The following is a 17,308-nucleotide window of genomic DNA, read 5'->3' as shown; positions in this document are numbered from 1 at the left end:
ATGGGCGGAACGCAGGCAATACGCGCGCGCAAGGATGGCCGCGGCGGCTTCGGCAACACGTTGTCGGGGATCGCCGTGGCCATCGGTTTCGTGCTCTTCCTGGGCGGCTTCGTCTGGGGGGCGCTGGTGTACCAGCCGTACACGGTCCCGACGGACTCGATGGTGCCGACGGTGCGGCCGGGCGACCGGGTGCTGGCGCAGCGGATCGACGGCGGCGAGGTGCGGCGCGGCGACGTGGTCGTCTTCAAGGACTCCCTGTGGAGCGATTCGCCCATGGTCAAGCGGGTCGTGGCCGTCGGCGGCGACACCGTCGGCTGCTGCGGCCAGGGCGGCCGGGTGACCGTGAACGGCACGCCGCTGGACGAGCCGTACGTCGACCGCGAGGGCGACGGCGCGGCGGCCGCGGGCACCACCTCCTTCGAGGTGAAGGTGCCCGAGGGCAACCTCTTCCTGATGGGCGACCGGCGCGGCGGCTCCCTGGACTCCCGGGCCCACCTGCAGGAGACCGGCCAGGGGACGGTGCCCCGGTCGGCGGTCGTGGCCCGGGTCGACGCGCTGGCGTGGCCGTCCATGGAGATGCTGGAGCGGCCGCAGCTCTTCGCCGCCCTGCCCGGCGGCATCTCCGCCCCCGGGCCGCTGCGGCTCCAGGTGGCCGCGGTCCTGGCCGGCGCGGCCCTCGTACTGGTGGGCGCCGCCTACGGGCCCCTCGCCCGGCTGCTGGGCCGCGGGCGCGGGCGGGCCGGCTCCGATGGCCGCTGAGCCGTCCGGCACGCCTGCGCGCAAGGTCTCCCGGGTGATCCTGCTGGACCCCGAGGACCGCATCCTGCTGCTGCACGGCTGCGAACCGGACGATCCCGCCGTCGACTGGTGGTTCACCCCCGGCGGCGGCCTGGAGGGCGCCGAGACCCGGGAGCAGGCCGCGCTGCGGGAACTGGCCGAGGAGACCGGGATCACGGAGGTGGAGCTGGGGCCGGTGCTGTGGCACCGGTACTGCTCCTTCCCCTTCGCCGGCAGGCGCTGGGAGCAGGACGAGTGGTACTTCCTGGCCCGTACCTCCCAGACCGCCACCGCGATGGGCGGGCTCACGGAGCTGGAGCGGCGCAGCGTCACGGGGGCCAGGTGGTGGACCTCCGAGGAACTTCTCGCGGCCCGTGAGACGGTGTACCCGACCAGACTGGCCGAGCTGCTCCGGACGCTGCTCGACGACGGTCCCCCGGGTGCTCCGGTGGCCCTCGCCCCGGAAATCGTTTAGGGGCGTACGGCACTGGCGCACAATAGGGGGACGCACGGCTGAAGGGGAACATGCCATGAGCGCCGAGGACCTCGAGAAGTACGAGACCGAGATGGAGCTGAAGCTCTATCGCGAGTACCGCGACGTCGTCGGGCTGTTCAAGTACGTCATCGAGACCGAACGCCGTTTCTACCTCACCAACGACTACGAGATGCAGGTGCACTCGGTCCAGGGAGAGGTGTTCTTCGAGGTCACGATGGCCGACGCCTGGGTGTGGGACATGTACCGCCCGGCCCGCTTCGTCAAGCAGGTGCGCGTGCTGACCTTCAAGGACGTGAACATCGAGGAGCTCAACAAGAGCGACCTCGAGCTGCCAGGCGGCGACCTGCCGGGCTGAGGGCCGGTTCACCCCGGCGGGTGAGCCGGTTGTCCACAGCGCCAGGGTTGTCCACCAAGATCCACTCGGTGGGCCGGAACGCGGGACCGTCGGTGCCGGAGGTGGTGCCGGATGGACGCGAAGGGCGTGGCACGGCAGGCGTTGGGGCGGTACGGCGAGGAGCTCGCCGCGTGGAGGCTGACCGAGGCCGGGATGACGGTGATCGCCAGGAACTGGCGGTGCCGCGCGGGGGAGATCGACATCGTCGCCCGCGACGGGGACGCCCTCGTCGTGTGCGAGGTCAAGACGCGCCGCGAGGGTGACTTCGAGCATCCCATGGCCGCGGTCAGGGCGGGCAAGGCCGAGCGGCTGCGCCGGCTCGCCGGGCGCTGGCTCGCCGACCATGGGGGGCCGCCGCCGGGAGGCGTGCGGATCGACCTCGTCGGGGTGCTGCTGCCCCGGCGCGGAGCGCCTGTCGTGGAGCACGTCAGGGGGGCGGCCTGATGGGGTTCGCGCGGGCCTGCTCGGTGGCCCTGGTGGGCGTCGAGGGCGTACTGGTGGAGGTCCAGGCCGACCTGGAGCCGGGCGTGGCCGCCTTCACCCTGGTGGGCCTGCCCGACAAGACCCTGGTCGAGAGCCGGGACCGGGTACGGGCGGCGGTGGTGAATTCCGGCGCGCCCTGGCCGCAGAAGAAGCTCACCGTCGGGCTCAGCCCGGCGTCCGTGCCGAAGGCGGGCGCCCATTTTGATCTGGCAGTGGCCGCAGCCGTATTGGGGGCCGCCGAGGTGGTCGACCCCGGGAAGATCGCCGACCTCGTGCTCATCGGGGAGCTGGGCCTCGACGGCCGGGTGCGCCCGGTGCGGGGGATCCTGCCGGCCGTGCTCGCGGCCGCCGAGGCCGGATACCGGCAGGTGGTGGTGCCGCAGCAGTGCGCGGCCGAAGCCGCCCTGGTCCCCGACGTCTCGGTGCTGGGCGTACGGAGCCTGCGGCAGCTGATCGCGGTGCTGACCGGCGCGGTGGTGCCCGAGGAGGAGCCGCCGCCGGGCGCCGGGCGTCCCGACCCGATGCTCGCGGGGCTGGTCGTGCCCGGTGCCGGACTCGGTACGGGCCTCTCGGGCCGGGGCGACCCCGGGGACGTCCCCGACCTCGCCGACGTCGCCGGCCAGCAGAGCGCCCGCCGGGCCCTGGAGGTGGCGGCGTCGGGAGGCCACCACCTCTTCCTCAGCGGACCCCCGGGCGCGGGCAAGACGATGCTCGCCGAGCGGCTGCCCTGGCTCCTGCCGCCGCTCACCCGACAGGACTCCCTGGAGGTGACGGCCGTCCACTCGGTCGCGGGAATCCTGCCGCCCGGCGAACCGCTGGTCGGCCGGCCCCCGTACTGCGCCCCGCACCACTCGGCGACCATGCAGTCGCTCGTCGGCGGCGGGGCCGGGATCCCCAGGCCCGGAGCGGTCTCCCTCGCCCACAGAGGGGTGCTCTTCCTGGACGAGGCCGCCGAGTTCAGCGGCAAGGTGCTGGACGCGCTGCGCCAGCCCCTCGAAGCCGGGCACGTGGTCATCGCCCGGGCCGCCGGGGTGGTACGGCTGCCCGCCCGGTTCCTCATGGTCCTCGCGGCGAACCCCTGCCCCTGCGGCCGCCACACCCTGAACGGATTCGGCTGCGAATGCCCCGCCTCCGTGATCCGGCGCTACCAGGCCCGGCTGTCCGGGCCGCTCCTCGACCGGGTCGACCTGCGGGTCGAGGTGGAGCCCGTCACCCGCTCCGACCTGCTGGGCCGGGGCGGCCGGGGGGAGGCCACCGCCACCGTCGCGGACCGCGTCCGCGAGGCCCGGGACCGGGCCGCCGCCCGGCTCGCCGACACCCCGTGGCGGCTCAACTCCGAGGTGCCCGGGCACGAGCTGCGCACCCGCTGGCCGGCCGGCCCCGGCGCCCTGGCCCTCGCCGAGCGGGACATGGAGCGCGGGCTGTTGACCGCGCGGGGGCTCGACCGGGTGCTGCGGGTCGCCTGGACCGTGGCCGACCTGCGGGGCCGCGACCGCCCCGACGCGCTGGACACGGCCGTCGCGCTGGAGCTGCGCACCGGGATCGCCCGCGGGGCGGCGCAGGCCCTGGAGACGGGACCGTGAGTGCCGCCGGGCAGCCCGATCCGGAGCTCGTCGCCCGGGCCGCGCTGACCAGGGTGCTGGAGCCGGGGGACGAGCACGGGGGCCGGTGGCTCCGCGAGCTCGGCGCCGTCGGCCTGATACGGCTCCTGACCGGTCCGGCGGGCGCGGAGGGCGGTGTGCTGAGCGGGGTGGGGGCCGAGCGGCTCGCCGGGTACCGCAGACGGGCCGCCGCCGCCGAGCCCCTGCGGGACCTGGAGGACGCGGCCGGCTCGGGCGGCCGGTTCGTCTGCCCGGGTTCGGCGGAGTGGCCGACCCAGCTGGACGACCTCGGCGACGCCCGGCCCGTCGGCCTCTGGCTGCGGGGCGGGCCCCATCTGCGGACCTGGGCCGTGCGCTCGGTCGCCGTGGTCGGGGCCCGGGCGTGCACCCCGTACGGGGCCCACATGGCGCAGACCCTGGCCGCCGGCCTCGCCGAGCGCGGCTGGGTGGTGGTCTCCGGGGCGGCGTACGGGATCGACGGCGCCGCCCACCGCGGGGCCCTCGCCTCCGGCGGCGCCACCGCGGCGGTACTGGCCTGCGGGGTCGACGCGGTCTACCCGCGCGGCCACGCCGGGCTGCTGGGCCGGATCACCCGCCAGGGGCTGGTGGTCAGCGAACTGCCGCCCGGCAGCCACCCCACCCCCAGCCGGTTCGTACTGCGCAACCGGGTCATCGCCGCCCTCACCCGCGGAACCGTCGTCGTCGAGGCCGCCCACCGCAGCGGCTCCCTGGTCACCGCGCGCCGCGCCCGGGAACTGGGCCGCCTCACCATGGGCGTGCCCGGGCCGGCCACCAGCGGCCTCTCCGCCGGCGTGCACGAGCTGCTGCGCGGCGAGGCGGTGCTCGTCACCGACGCCGACGAGGTGGTCGAACTCGTCGGCGACATGGGCGAGCTGGCTCCCGTCCGCCGCGGCCCGGTCCTGCCCCGGGACCTGCTGGCCCCCGGGGCCGCACGGGTACTCGAAGCGCTTCCGGCCGGCCGGCCCGCCGGCCTGGACGAGATCGCCCTCGCGGCGGCCGCGGGCACCGATGAAGTCATCGGCAGACTGTACGAACTTCACTCTCTGGGGTTCGTCGAACGGCAGGGCGACGGCTGGCGGTTGACCCCGCGGACATCCCGGGAGGGGGCCCAATCCGGGGCCGACCGGCGAGGCGGTCGTTGACCTGGGGAGTTCCGGTGAAAGAGTGAAGGCGATGAGAGACGCGGTCCTCCCGGTTGCAGTCGCCGGGACCGTGCGCGAGGCGCCGGTCCCGGGCCTCCCGTGCGAGGACGGGCGCGCCTGCGCCCCTGCGCCATCCCGTACTCTTCGCGCACCGCGACACTTCCGTCACGCTACGCTCCCAAGGAATCCAGCTCCGGCAAAGGCGAAGCATGCCCCAGCACACCTCAGGGTCCGACCGCGCTGCGGTGCCCCCCGCTGCCCGTGGCAGCGTGCGGTCCACCGAGCCCTCGTCCCTGGAGCTGCTCTGGCGCTCATACAAGGACACGGGTGACGAGCGGCTGCGGGAGCAGCTGATCCTGCACTACTCGCCGCTGGTGAAGTACGTGGCCGGACGGGTCAGCGTGGGGCTGCCGCCCAACGTGGAACAGGCCGACTTCGTCTCCTCCGGCGTCTTCGGTCTGATCGACGCGATCGAGAAGTTCGACATCGAGCGGTCCATCAAGTTCGAGACGTACGCGATCACCCGCATCCGCGGCGCGATGATCGACGAGCTGCGCGCGCTGGACTGGATCCCGCGCTCCGTGCGGCAGAAGGCGAGGGCCGTGGAGCGCGCCTACGCGACGCTGGAGGCCCAGCTGCGGCGGACCCCGACGGAGTGCGAGGTCGCGGGGGAGATGGGGATCGCGGTGGAGGAACTCCACGCGGTCTTCAGCCAGTTGTCGCTGGCCAACGTGGTCGCCCTGGAGGAGCTGCTGCACGTGGGCGGGGAGGGCGGGGACCGCCTCTCCCTGATGGACACCCTGGAGGACACCGCCGCCGACAACCCGGTGGAGGTGGCCGAGGACCGGGAGCTGCGCCGACTGCTCGCGCGGGCCATCAACACCCTCCCGGAGCGGGAGAAGACGGTGGTGACCCTCTACTACTACGAGGGCCTGACCCTCGCCGAGATCGGCAACGTGCTGGGCGTCACCGAGAGCCGGGTCAGCCAGATCCACACCAAGTCCGTGCTCCAGCTCCGGGCCAAGCTCGCCGACGTCGGCCGCTGAGCCCGCGGCGGCCGCAGCGGCGCCGCCCCCCTTGCGCCACCTCCGTACAGTGGTGACGTGCCCAGGATTCGAGCGGCCTCCGTGGCCGAGCACCGGTCGATGCAGCGCGGCGCCCTGTTGGACGCCGCCCGTTCCCTGTTGTCCGAAGGCGGGACCGAGGCCCTGACCTTCCCCGCCCTCGCGGAGCGGACCGGGCTCGCCCGGTCGTCCGTGTACGAGTACTTCCGGTCGCGCGCGGCCGTCGTCGAAGAGCTGTGCGCGGTGGACTTCCCCGTCTGGGCCGCCGAGATCGAGGCGGCGATGGAACGGGCGGCCACGCCGGAGGCGAAGATCGAGGCGTACGTCCGCACCCAGCTGGTGCTGGTGGGGGACCGGCGCCACCGCGCGGTGGTCGCGATCTCCGCCGGAGAGCTGGACGCGGGCGCTCGGGAGAAGATCCGCGCCGCGCACGGCGGTCTGGTGGCGATGATCGTCGAGGCTCTGGGCGCCCTCGGGCTGCCGGAGCCGCGGCTGGCCGCGATGCTGCTCCAGGGCGTGGTGGACGCCGCGGCCCGGCGCATCGAGCTCGGCGCCGCCGAGGACCCCGCCGTGATCACCGAGACGGCCGTCTCCATGGCCCTGCGCGGCGTCACCCCCTGACCGGACCCGGCGTCGCGGCGCTTCACGGCGCGGCGGCCGGCAGCAGCCGGGGCGTGGGCCGGGGAAGCAGGGCCAGCGGGTCGAGGTAGGCGTTCTCGCCCTCCAGGAGCCCCCAGTGCAGGCAGGGCGTCGCGCAGTGGGAGCCCTCGGTGAGCACCGCCACCACCTGGCCCGCCTCCACGGCCTCCCCCTGCGCGACCAGTGCCCGCACCGGCTCGTACGTCGTCCGCAGGCCGCCCGGGAGGGTCAGCGAGAGCACTCCCCGGCCGGCGACCTGCCCGGCGTAGTGCACCCGCCCCGGCCCGGCGGCCCGTACCCGCGTACCGGCGGGCGCCGACAGGTCCACCCCGCGGTGCCCGGCCGCGTACGGGGTCGGCGGCGGGTCCCACCAGCGCACCACCGACAGCGGCGCGGGCAGGGGGCGCACTCCCCGCACCCCGCGCACCGCGCGCACCCCGTGCACCGGCCCGGCCGGCGCGGCGGAGCCGGGGTCCGGCGCCGCGGACCCCGGCGGGGACGGCGGCACGGGCAGGGGCTGGGGCAGCGCCAGCAGCAGGATGAGCAGCAGCTTCGTCATGCGTCGCAGGATCCCGCGCGGGTGGGGCGCCCCGTTCGCGCCTGTGGACGGCCGGAGCGGTGTGGACAACGGCGTCACCCGGCATACCGCCGGGTCCCGTACACTTCTTGTGGCGATCCGGGTCACCGGGTCGACTTCGCACGCCCCAGCGCCGACCGGTCCAGCCGGTCAGGCGACAGCGTCTCTCGGTCCCTCCAGGGGCAGGGCGCGGTGGGGCGTCAGGAACCAAAACCGAGAAAACCAAGGAGATGGCCATGGCCGTCGTAACGATGCGGGAGCTGCTGGAGAGCGGCGTCCACTTCGGTCACCAGACCCGTCGCTGGAACCCGAAGATGAAGCGCTTCATCTTCACCGAGCGCAACGGCATCTACATCATCGACCTGCTCCAGTCGCTGTCGTACATCGACCGCGCCTACGAGTTCGTGAAGGAGACCGTCGCGCACGGTGGCTCCATCATGTTCGTCGGTACCAAGAAGCAGGCGCAGGAGGCCATCGCCGAGCAGGCGACCCGCGTCGGCATGCCGTACGTCAACCAGCGTTGGCTCGGTGGCATGCTCACCAACTTCTCCACCGTCTACAAGCGCCTCCAGCGTCTGAAGGAGCTTGAGGCGATCGACTTCGAGGACGTCGCCGCCTCGGGTCTCACCAAGAAGGAGCTCCTGGTCCTCTCCCGCGAGAAGACCAAGCTGGAGAAGACCCTCGGTGGTATCCGCGAGATGTCGAAGGTCCCCAGCGCCGTCTGGATCGTCGACACCAAGAAGGAGCACATCGCCGTCGGTGAGGCGCGCAAGCTCCACATCCCGGTCGTCGCGATCCTCGACACCAACTGCGACCCCGACGAGGTCGACTACAAGATCCCGGGCAACGACGACGCGATCCGCTCCGTCACCCTGCTCACCCGCGTGATCGCCGACGCCGTCGCCGAGGGTCTCATCGCCCGCTCCGGCGCTGCGACCGGCGACTCGAAGCCGGGCGAGAAGGCCGCCGCCGAGCCGCTCGCCGAGTGGGAGCGCGACCTGCTCGAGGGCGAGAAGAAGGCTGACGCCGAGGCCCCCGCGGCCGAGGCTCCGGCCGCTGAGGCTCCGGCCGCCGAGGCCGCCGAGGCCGAGGCCCCGGCCGCCGAGGCTCCGGCCGCCGACGCCGAGCAGGCCTGACCCCCTGAGAGTGCCCGGCGTTCACGCGCCGGGCACTCGCAGCACGGACGATGACGGCGGGGGAGCCGCGCCACGAGCGCGCTCCTCCGCCTCGCCCAGCTACCGCTGGGAGGGGCCCCCAGGCCGTAGATCTACGACTTCGAGAGAGAATCACAGACTCATGGCGAACTACACCGCCGCTGACGTCAAGAAGCTCCGCGAGCTCACCGGCGCCGGCATGCTGGACTGCAAGAACGCGCTCGTGGAGGCCGACGGCGACGTCACCAAGGCCAACGAGATCCTGCGCGTCAAGGGCCTGAAGGGTGTCGCCAAGCGCGAGGGCCGTTCCGCCGAGAACGGTGCCGTCACCTCCCTGATCGCCGAGGACGCCACCTCCGGCGTGCTGCTCGAGCTCAAGTGCGAGACCGACTTCGTCGCCAAGAGCCCGAAGTTCCTGGCCGTCGCCGACCAGCTCGCCGCCCACGTGGCCGCGACCAGCCCGGCGGACATCGAGGCGCTGCTGGCGTCCGAGATCGAGGCCGGCAAGACCGTCCAGGCGTTCGTGGACGAGGCCAACGCCAACCTCGGCGAGAAGATCGTCCTGGACCGCTTCGCCCAGTACGACGGTGCCTTCGTCGCCTCCTACATGCACCGCACCATGCCCGACCTGCCCCCGCAGATCGGTGTCCTGGTCGAGCTGGACAAGGCCGACGCCGACCTGGCCAAGGGCATCGCCCAGCACATCGCCGCCTTCGCGCCGAAGTACCTGACCGCCGAGGACGTTCCGGCCGAGGTCGTCGAGTCCGAGCGCCGCGTCGCCGAAGAGGTCACCCGCGCCGAGGGCAAGCCCGAGGCCGCGATCTCCAAGATCGTCGAGGGTCGCGTCAACGGCTTCTTCAAGGACGTCACGCTCCTCGGCCAGCCGTACGCGCTGGACAACAAGAAGTCCGTCCAGAAGGTTCTGGACGAGGCCGGTGTCACCCTGAAGCGCTTCACCCGCATCAAGGTCGGCATCTGAGTCCGTCCGTACGCGACGGACACCGGACCCCTATAGGGTCTGAAGCAGTCGTCCGCGCCCGCGCGAGGCGACCGCAGATCTGACGAGGAGGCCATTGCCGCAGAGGGAACCGCGAGGACCCACCGGCAATGGCCTTCTTCGTATGTGCACGAGGAGATCTCCATGAATCAGGGCGTTGACCCCCACACCGCATCCGACGACAAGAGCGACCACGGCAAGAAGGGCCGCCGCTTCATGCTGAAGCTGTCCGGCGAAGCCTTCTCCGGCGGCGGCGGACTGGGTGTCGACCCCGACGTCGTGCACGCCATCGCCCGCGAGATCGCGGCCGTGGTCCGCGACGGCGCCGAGATCGCGATCGTCATCGGCGGCGGCAACTTCTTCCGCGGCGCCGAGCTCCAGCAGCGCGGCATGGACCGGGCGCGGTCCGACTACATGGGCATGCTCGGCACCGTCATGAACTGCCTCGCCCTCCAGGACTTCCTGGAGAAGGAGGGCATCGACAGCCGTGTCCAGACCGCCATCACCATGGGCCAGGTCGCGGAGCCGTACATCCCGCTGCGCGCCGTGCGCCACCTGGAGAAGGGCCGCGTCGTGATCTTCGGCGCCGGCATGGGCATGCCGTACTTCTCCACCGACACCACGGCCGCCCAGCGCGCCCTGGAAATCGACGCCGAGGCCCTCCTCATGGGCAAGAACGGCGTCGACGGGGTCTACGACTCCGACCCGAAGACCAACCCGGACGCGGTGAAGTTCGACGCGCTGGAGTACAGCGAGGTGCTGTCCCGGGACCTCAAGGTCGCCGACGCCACGGCCATCACGCTGTGCCGCGACAACAAGCTGCCGATCCTGGTCTTCGAACTGCTCGCCGAGGGCAATATCGCCCGCGCCGTCAAGGGTGAGAAGATCGGCACGCTCGTGAGCGACCAGGGCACCCGGGCCTGAGCGGTCCGCCGCCGGGCCCCGGGGGCCCGGTCCGGGCGCCCGGCCGGCCCGCCCGCCTGAACCATCCACATCTGACATGCAGGAGCACGTGGTGATCGAAGAAACCCTCCTCGAGGCCGAGGAGAAGATGGAGAAGGCCGTCAACGTCGCCAAGGACGACTTCGCCGCGATTCGCACGGGCCGTGCGCACCCGGCGATGTTCAACAAGATCGTGGCGGAGTACTACGGTGCCATCACGCCCATCAACCAGCTGGCCTCCTTCGCGGTGCCCGAGCCGCGCATGGCGATCGTGACGCCGTTCGACGCGTCGGCGCTGCGCAACATCGAGCAGGCCATCCGCGACTCCGACCTCGGTGTCAACCCGAGCAACGACGGCCGCATCATCCGGGTGACCTTCCCCGAGCTGACGCAGGACCGCCGCAAGGAGTACATCAAGGTCGCGCGCACCAAGGCCGAGGACTCCAAGGTTTCCATCCGCGCCGTCCGCCGCAAGGCGAAGGACGCCCTCGACAAGCTGGTCAAGGACAAGGAGGCCGGCGAGGACGAGGTGCGCCGCGCCGAGAAGGAGCTCGACGACACCACCGCGAAGTACGTCGCGCAGGTGGACGAGCTGCTCAAGCACAAGGAAGCCGAGCTCCTCGAGGTCTGATGAACGACTCTCCCTGGGCCGCGGAGCCGGTTCCGGCGGGTCCCGCATACGATGCGCTGGTGGGCCCGCACACTGCGCCCATGCCCATCGTGCCCGATGCCGCCGGCCGTGCCTTCGACGACCGGGAAGCACGCGATCGGGGGGCCGCCTTCGTGGGCGGCCCCCCGTTCCGCGCCGAGACGCCGTTGCAGGAGCCCATGCCCAGCCCCCCGCCTCCGCCTTCACCGGCCCCGCACGACGCCTCGCCCCCGCCGCAGAAGAAGCGCGCGGGGCGGGACCTGCGTGCCGCCATAGGGGTCGGCGTCGGCCTCGGCGCGGTGATCTTCGCGTCGCTGTTCATCGTCAAGGCCGTCTTCGTCGGCGTGATCGTCGTCGCGGTCGTCGTCGGCCTGTGGGAGCTCACCTCCCGGCTCCAGGAGAAGAAGGGCATCAAGGCGCCGCTGGTCCCGCTCGCGGTCGGCGGCGCGGCGATGATCATCGCGGGCTACGTGCGCGGGGCCGAGGGCGCCTGGGTGGCCATGGCGCTCACGGCGCTGGCCGTCCTGGTGTGGCGGATGACGGAACCGCCCGAGGACTACCTCAAGGACGTCACCGCGGGCGTCTTCGCCGCGTTCTACGTGCCCTTCCTGGCCACCTTCGTCGCGATGCTGCTCACCCCCGACGACGGTCCGCAGCGGGTGGTGACCTTCCTGGTCCTGACGGTGGTCAGCGACACCGGCGCGTACGCGGTGGGCTGGCGCTTCGGCAAGACCAAGCTCGCGCCGCGCATCAGCCCCGGCAAGACCCGCGAGGGGCTCGTGGGAGCGGTGGCCTTCGCCATGGCGGCCGGCGCCCTGTGCATGGAGTTCCTGATTGACGGGGGCTCCTGGTGGCAGGGCCTGCTGCTGGGCCTCGCGGTCGCGGTCAGCGCCACCCTGGGCGACCTCGGCGAGTCGATGATCAAGCGTGACCTGGGCATCAAGGACATGGGCACGCTGCTCCCCGGCCACGGGGGCATCATGGACCGGCTGGACTCGCTGCTGCCGACCGCCCCGGTGGTGTGGCTGCTGCTGGCGGCGTTCGTCGGCACGGGCTGACCGGCCCGGGCCGGGTTATCCTGGAGGGCGCGCCGCGTGTACGCGGCGCGCCTTTTCCGTCCAGCGGCCGCGCCGCGGACCGGCCCTGCACGCGCGGGGTGACCCCCACCCCGTCGCACTGAGGAGTACAGCATGGCCCCCCGTCCCGTCCCGGGTGAGCTCACCTTCGTCGCGCCCCGCGGAGCGAAGAAGCCGCCCCGGCACCTGGCCGACATGACCCCGGCCGAGCGCCGCGAGGCGGTCGCCGCGATCGGCGAGAAGCCGTTCCGGGCCAAGCAGCTCTCCCAGCACTACTTCGCCCGCTACGCGCACGACCCGGCCGAGTGGACCGACATCCCGGCGGGCTCGCGGGAGAAGCTCCAGCAGGAGCTGCTGCCCGAGCTGATGAACGTCGTCCGGCACATCTCGTGCGACGACGACACCACCCGCAAGACCCTGTGGAAGCTGCACGACGGCACGCTCGTGGAGTCGGTGCTGATGCGCTACCCCGACCGCGTGACGATGTGCATCTCCTCCCAGGCCGGCTGCGGCATGAACTGCCCCTTCTGCGCCACCGGCCAGGCCGGCCTCGACCGCAACCTCTCCACCGCCGAGATCGTGCACCAGATCGTCGACGGCATGCGCGCCCTGCGCGACGGCGAGGTCCCCGGCGGCCCGGCCCGCCTGTCCAACATCGTCTTCATGGGCATGGGCGAGCCGCTCGCCAACTACAAGCGCGTCGTCGGCGCCATCCGCCGCCTCACCGACCCGGAGCCCGACGGCCTGGGCCTGTCGCAGCGCGGCATCACCGTCTCCACCGTCGGCCTGGTCCCGGCCATGCTGCGCTTCGCCGACGAGGGCTTCAAGTGCCGCCTCGCGGTCTCCCTGCACGCCCCGGACGACGAGCTGCGCGACACCCTCGTCCCCGTGAACACCCGCTGGAAGGTCCGCGAGGTCCTCGACGCGGCCTGGGAGTACGCGGAGAAGTCCGGGCGCCGGATCTCCATCGAGTACGCCCTGATCCGCGACATCAACGACCAGGCCTGGCGCGGCGACCTGCTCGGGCGCCTGCTCAAGGGCAAGCGCGTACACGTCAACCTGATCCCGCTGAACCCGACGCCCGGCTCGAAGTGGACCGCCTCGCGGCCCGAGGACGAGAAGGCCTTCGTCGAGGCGATCGCCCGGCACGGCGTGCCCGTGACCGTACGCGACACCCGCGGCCAGGAGATCGACGGCGCCTGCGGCCAGCTCGCCGCCTCGGAACGCTAGATTCCGGTCGCCGGTGGGCCTGATTCGGCCGCGGGGTACCCTGTGGCCGAACCAATTGCATATTCCGACAGGGGAGCGCCACAGCGCTGAGAGTGCGGTATCCGTCATCCGCAGACCCTCTGAACCTCGCCCCGGTCATTCGGGGTAGGAAGTTCGGTCACCACTCAAGCTGTTGCGCCCTGCCCGGCGTCCGCTCGCACAGAGCGCCGGGCGGGGCCGCGTCTTCTCCTGGTCATCCCAGGAGGAATTCACCAGTGAGCACCACCAGGAAGATCGCGGGCGCGACGCTCGCGGCCGCGCTCGGCGTCACCACCCTCAGTGCCTGCGGCGGCTCCGGCGCCGAGGACGGGGCCGCGGGCGCGAGCGACGCGCCGAAGTCCAAGACGGTCACCCTCGTCTCCCACGACTCCTTCAACGTGACCGACACGGTCCTCAAGGAGTTCGAGCAGCAGAGCGGCTACACCGTCAAGGTCCTGAAGTCCGGGGACGCGGGCGCGGCCCTCAACCAGGAGATCCTCACCAAGGGCTCCCCGCGCGGCGACGTCTTCTTCGGCGTCGACAACACGCTGCTCTCGCGCGCCCTCGACAACGGGATCTTCACCCCCTACCAGGCCAAGGGCCTGGACGGCGTGAAGCCGGAGTTCGTCCTCGACCAGCAGCACCGGGTCACCCCGGTCGACTCCGGCGACATCTGCGTCAACTACGACAAGGCCTACTTCGCCGACAAGAAGATCGCCCCGCCGCAGACGCTGGACGACCTGGTCAAGCCGGAGTACAAGAACCTGCTGGTCACCGAGAACGCCGCGACCTCCTCGCCCGGCCTCGGCTTCCTCCTCGCCTCCGTCGGCAAGTACGGCGAGGAGGGCTGGAAGGACTACTGGAGCAAGCTCAAGGCCAACGGCGTCGAGGTCGTCGACGGCTGGGAGCAGGCCTACAACGAGCGCTTCTCCGGCTCCGCCGGCGGCAAGAAGGCCAAGGGGGACCGCCCGCTGGTCGTCTCCTACGCCTCCAGCCCGCCGGTCGAGGTCCTCTACGCCGAGCCGCAGCCGGCCGAGGCCCCCACGGGCGTGGCCACCGGCACCTGCTTCCGCCAGGTCGAGTTCGCGGGCCTGCTGAAGGGCGCGAAGAACGAGGAGGGCGGCAAGGCCCTCGTCGACTTCCTGGTGAGCAAGAAGTTCCAGGAGGACATGCCGCTCCAGATGTTCGTGAACCCGGTGCTCAAGGACGCGAAGCTGCCGGACCTGTTCACGAAGCACGGCGTCGTCGTCGAGAAGCCGGAGACGGTCGCCCCCGACGCCATCGCCAAGAACCGTGAGCAGTGGGTCAAGACGTGGTCCTCGCTCGTCGTGAAGTAGGACGCGAGCGCCACCGGGAAGGCGGGCGCGCCACGGCCGTCAGACTCGCTCTGATGGCCGTGCCGCTCGCCTTCTTCGGGCTGTTCTTCGCCTATCCCGTCGCCGCGATCGTCGGCCGCGGGCTCAAGACCGCCGAGGGCTGGCAGTTCGGCCGGATCGGCGAGGTCCTCGCCCGGCCCGACATCGCCGGCGTGCTGTGGTTCACCACCTGGCAGGCGCTCGCCTCGACCGCCCTCACCCTGCTGCTGGCGCTGCCCGGCGCCTACGTCTTCGCCCGTCTGGAGTTCCCGGGCAAGCAGCTGCTGCGGGCCCTGGTCACCGTCCCGTTCGTGCTCCCGACGGTGGTCGTCGGCAGCGCCTTCCTGGCGCTGGCCGGCCGGGGCGGGCTGCTCGACGAGCTGTGGGGCGTCCGGCTGGACACCACCGTCTGGGCGATCCTGCTCGCCCACGTCTTCTTCAACTACGCCGTCGTCGTACGGACGGTCGGCGGGCTGTGGGCCCAGCTGGACCCGCGCCAGGAGGAGGCCGCCCGGGTGCTGGGCGCCGGGCGGTTCGCGGCATGGCGGCGGGTGACGCTGCCCGCGCTCGCGCCGGCGGTGGCCGCCGCCTCGCTGATGGTGTTCCTGTTCACCTTCAGCTCCTTCGGCGTCGTGCAGATCCTGGGCGGCCCCTCGTACTCCACCCTGGAGGTGGAGGTCTACCGGCAGACGGCGCAGCTGCTGGACCTGCCGACGGCCGCCGTGCTGACGATGGTCCAGTTCGCGGCCATCGCCGGCGTCCTCGCCGTCCACGCCCGGACCGTGCGCCGCCGGGAGACCGCGCTGCGGCTCGTGGATCCGGCCCGCACCGCGCGCCCGCCGCACGGCCGGGCGCAGCGCGCCCTGCTCGGCGGGGTGCTGCTGTCGGTGGTGCTGCTGATCGTGGCGCCGCTGGCCGTGCTCGTGGAGCGGTCCTTCGACGCGCCCGGCGGCTACGGATTCGGCTTCTACCGGGCGCTGCAGGAGACGGGCGCCGGCGGCGGAACGTTTCTGGTGCCGCCGCTGGAGGCCGTCTGGAACTCCCTCCGGTACGCGCTCGCCGCCACCGCCGTCGCCCTGGCCGTCGGCGGGCTCGCGGCCGCCGCCCTGACCCGGCGCGGAGGACGCTTCGTACGGGGCTTCGACGCGCTGCTGATGCTGCCGCTCGGGGTGTCGGCGGTGACGGTGGGCTTCGGGTTCCTGATCACCCTGGACGAGCCGCCGCTGGACCTCAGGACCTCGTGGATCCTGGTGCCGCTGGCTCAGGCGCTGGTCGGGGTGCCGTTCGTCGTACGGACCATGCTGCCGGTGCTGCGGGCCGTCGACGTCCGGCTGCGGGAGGCCGCGGCCGTGCTCGGGGCCTCGCCGCTGCGGGCCTGGCGGGAGGTGGACCTGCCGCTGGTGAGGCGGGCGCTGCTGATCGCGGCCGGCTTCGCCTTCGCGGTCTCGCTGGGGGAGTTCGGCGCAACCGTCTTCATCGCCCGGCCGGACCGCCCGACGCTGCCGGTGGCCGTCGCGCGGCTGCTGGGTCGGGCCGGGGAGATGAACTACGGGCAGGCCATGGCCCTGAGCACGATTCTGATGCTGGTGTGCGCGGTGTCCCTGCTGGTGCTGGAGCGACTGCGACCCGACAAGACCTCGGGAGAGTTCTGATGACCCTGCTCCGGCTCGAAGGGGTCTCGGTCCGTTTCGGTGACCGGGCGGTCGTCGACACGGTCGACCTGGAGGTCGCCGAGCACGAGACCGTGTGCGTGCTCGGGCCCAGCGGCAGCGGGAAGTCCACCCTGCTGCGGGTGGTGGCCGGGCTCCAGCCGGTGTCCGGGGGGCGGGTGCTGCTCGGCGGCGCCGACCAGGCCGGGGTGCCGGTGCACCGGCGCGGAGTGGGCCTGATGTTCCAGGACCACCAGCTGTTCCCGCACCGGGACGTCGGCGGGAACGTCGCCTTCGGACTCCGCATGCGGGGCCCGGCCGGCGGATCGTACGGGGCCCAGGTCGCGCAGCTGCTCGAGCTGGTCGGGCTCCCGGGCGCCCAGCGCCGGGCGGTCGCCTCCCTCTCGGGCGGCGAGCAGCAGCGGGTGGCCCTGGCCCGGGCCCTGGCCCCCTCGCCCCGGCTGCTGATGCTGGACGAGCCGCTCGGCCAGCTGGACCGGGGGCTGCGCGAGCGGCTGGTGGTCGAGTTGCAGGGGCTGTTCTCCCGCCTGGGCACCACCGTCCTGGCCGTCACCCACGACCAGGGCGAGGCCTTCGCGCTGGCCGACCGGGTGGTGGTGATGCGGGACGGGCGCATCGCGCAGGCCGGTACCCCGCTGGAGGTGTGGCAGCGGCCCGCGTCCGAGTTCGTGGCCCGGTTCCTCGGCTTCGAGAACGTGGTCCCGGGGACGGTGGTCCAGGGCGTCGCCGCCACCGCCTGGGGCAGGATCCCGGTCCCGGCCGGCACGCCCGACGGGGAGCGGCGGCTGCTGGTCCGCCCGGCCGGCGTGGTGCTGTGCGCGGCCGGGCTGAACTGCCGGGTGGAGTCCCGGACCTTCCGCGGCACCCACGTGGCCCTGCGGCTGCTGCCCGAGTCGGGGCCGGTGCTGGAGGCCGAGTGCGAGCTGGCCGCCGCGCCGGCCGTGGGGGACCGGGTCGCGGTGGCCTTCGGACCGTCCGAGGTGGTCGTCCTCCCGTCGTCCTGACCCGGTACCCGACGCCGGA

At 72.7% G+C, this 17,308-nt stretch carries 18 protein-coding genes and 1 riboswitch; of the genes, 17 read left to right on the top strand and 1 reads right to left on the bottom strand.

Annotated features, from left to right (window positions below; all coding sequences use genetic code 11):
• The 8 genes from lepB to AB0D45_RS03090 all read left to right on the top strand — a co-directional run bounded on the left by lepB (window position 1) and on the right by AB0D45_RS03090 (window position 6,599).
• Window positions 1-759: a signal peptidase I gene (lepB, locus tag AB0D45_RS03125; RefSeq protein WP_362455033.1), complete on the top strand. Its 759-nt coding sequence runs from the start codon at window positions 1-3 to the stop codon at window positions 757-759.
• Entirely contained in the window at window positions 749-1,252 is a 504-nt protein-coding gene (locus AB0D45_RS03120; protein WP_361607743.1) for an NUDIX hydrolase, read from the top strand. Before lepB ends, AB0D45_RS03120 begins: the two co-directional genes overlap by 11 nt.
• Before the next feature lie 55 nt (window positions 1,253-1,307).
• Window positions 1,308-1,628 carry a DUF2469 domain-containing protein gene (locus AB0D45_RS03115; protein WP_361607746.1) on the top strand — a complete coding sequence of 107 codons (321 nt, stop codon included), beginning with the start codon at window positions 1,308-1,310 and terminating at the stop codon, window positions 1,626-1,628.
• A gap of 111 nt (window positions 1,629-1,739) precedes the next feature.
• The gene (locus AB0D45_RS03110; RefSeq protein WP_362455032.1) at window positions 1,740-2,111 is read left to right on the top strand and encodes a YraN family protein; all 372 of its coding nucleotides are present in this window, start codon (window positions 1,740-1,742) and stop codon (window positions 2,109-2,111) included.
• Window positions 2,111-3,733 (top strand): YifB family Mg chelatase-like AAA ATPase, encoded by a 1,623-nt coding sequence (locus AB0D45_RS03105; protein ID WP_362455031.1) that lies wholly within the window; start codon window positions 2,111-2,113, stop codon window positions 3,731-3,733. Before AB0D45_RS03110 ends, AB0D45_RS03105 begins: the two co-directional genes overlap by 1 nt.
• Window positions 3,730-4,914, top strand: a complete 1,185-nt coding sequence (gene dprA, locus AB0D45_RS03100; protein WP_362455030.1) for a DNA-processing protein DprA — start codon at window positions 3,730-3,732, stop codon at window positions 4,912-4,914. Before AB0D45_RS03105 ends, dprA begins: the two co-directional genes overlap by 4 nt.
• Window positions 4,915-5,123: 209 nt before the next feature.
• Window positions 5,124-5,960 (top strand): RNA polymerase sigma factor WhiG, encoded by an 837-nt coding sequence (gene whiG / locus AB0D45_RS03095; RefSeq protein WP_361607758.1) that lies wholly within the window; start codon window positions 5,124-5,126, stop codon window positions 5,958-5,960.
• Window positions 5,961-6,041: 81 nt separating this feature from the next.
• The gene (locus AB0D45_RS03090) at window positions 6,042-6,599 is read left to right on the top strand and encodes a TetR/AcrR family transcriptional regulator (RefSeq protein WP_362455065.1); all 558 of its coding nucleotides are present in this window, start codon (window positions 6,042-6,044) and stop codon (window positions 6,597-6,599) included.
• A 22-nt stretch (window positions 6,600-6,621) separates the two neighbouring features.
• On the opposite strand, the gene AB0D45_RS03085 is transcribed toward AB0D45_RS03090, so the two are convergent.
• A complete protein-coding gene (locus AB0D45_RS03085) occupies window positions 6,622-7,176 on the bottom strand; it encodes a M23 family metallopeptidase (protein WP_362455029.1) in 555 nt (184 codons plus the stop codon).
• 254 nt (window positions 7,177-7,430) lie between these two features.
• Between AB0D45_RS03085 and rpsB the strand changes: the two genes are divergently transcribed.
• The 9 genes from rpsB (at window position 7,431) to AB0D45_RS03040 (ending at window position 17,289) form a co-directional block, all read left to right on the top strand.
• On the top strand, window positions 7,431-8,330 hold the full coding sequence (gene rpsB, locus AB0D45_RS03080; RefSeq protein WP_361607764.1) for a 30S ribosomal protein S2: 900 nt from the start codon (window positions 7,431-7,433) through the stop codon (window positions 8,328-8,330).
• A 160-nt stretch (window positions 8,331-8,490) separates the two neighbouring features.
• A complete protein-coding gene (gene tsf / locus AB0D45_RS03075; protein WP_361607767.1) occupies window positions 8,491-9,327 on the top strand; it encodes a translation elongation factor Ts in 837 nt (278 codons plus the stop codon).
• Window positions 9,328-9,489: 162 nt separating this feature from the next.
• Window positions 9,490-10,269, top strand: coding sequence for a UMP kinase (pyrH, locus tag AB0D45_RS03070; protein ID WP_361607770.1), 780 nt, complete (start codon window positions 9,490-9,492; stop codon window positions 10,267-10,269).
• A 91-nt stretch (window positions 10,270-10,360) separates the two neighbouring features.
• On the top strand, window positions 10,361-10,918 hold the full coding sequence (frr, locus tag AB0D45_RS03065) for a ribosome recycling factor (RefSeq protein WP_361607773.1): 558 nt from the start codon (window positions 10,361-10,363) through the stop codon (window positions 10,916-10,918).
• On the top strand, window positions 10,918-11,994 hold the full coding sequence (locus AB0D45_RS03060) for a phosphatidate cytidylyltransferase (RefSeq protein ID WP_362455028.1): 1,077 nt from the start codon (window positions 10,918-10,920) through the stop codon (window positions 11,992-11,994). The genes frr and AB0D45_RS03060 overlap by 1 nt, the downstream gene beginning before the upstream one ends.
• Window positions 11,995-12,126: 132 nt before the next feature.
• A complete protein-coding gene (gene rlmN, locus AB0D45_RS03055; protein ID WP_361597994.1) occupies window positions 12,127-13,242 on the top strand; it encodes a 23S rRNA (adenine(2503)-C(2))-methyltransferase RlmN in 1,116 nt (371 codons plus the stop codon).
• Between the two features lie 59 nt (window positions 13,243-13,301).
• A riboswitch (TPP riboswitch) is annotated at window positions 13,302-13,411 on the top strand.
• Window positions 13,412-13,496: 85 nt separating this feature from the next.
• On the top strand, window positions 13,497-14,597 hold the full coding sequence (locus AB0D45_RS03050; protein ID WP_362455027.1) for a thiamine ABC transporter substrate-binding protein: 1,101 nt from the start codon (window positions 13,497-13,499) through the stop codon (window positions 14,595-14,597).
• Between the two features lie 53 nt (window positions 14,598-14,650).
• On the top strand, window positions 14,651-16,267 hold the full coding sequence (locus AB0D45_RS03045; RefSeq protein WP_361597988.1) for an iron ABC transporter permease: 1,617 nt from the start codon (window positions 14,651-14,653) through the stop codon (window positions 16,265-16,267).
• Window positions 16,267-17,289: an ABC transporter ATP-binding protein gene (locus tag AB0D45_RS03040; RefSeq protein WP_362455026.1), complete on the top strand. Its 1,023-nt coding sequence runs from the start codon at window positions 16,267-16,269 to the stop codon at window positions 17,287-17,289. The genes AB0D45_RS03045 and AB0D45_RS03040 overlap by 1 nt, the downstream gene beginning before the upstream one ends.
• The last annotated feature ends 19 nt before the right edge of the window (window positions 17,290-17,308 follow it).

Origin of the sequence: Streptomyces sp. NPDC048352 (assembly GCF_040651895.1) — a bacterium.
Taxonomy (GTDB): Bacteria; Actinomycetota; Actinomycetes; order Streptomycetales; family Streptomycetaceae; genus Streptomyces.
The sequence above is the reverse complement of the archived record's forward strand: the minus strand, read 5'-3'. Positions and strand labels throughout refer to the sequence as shown.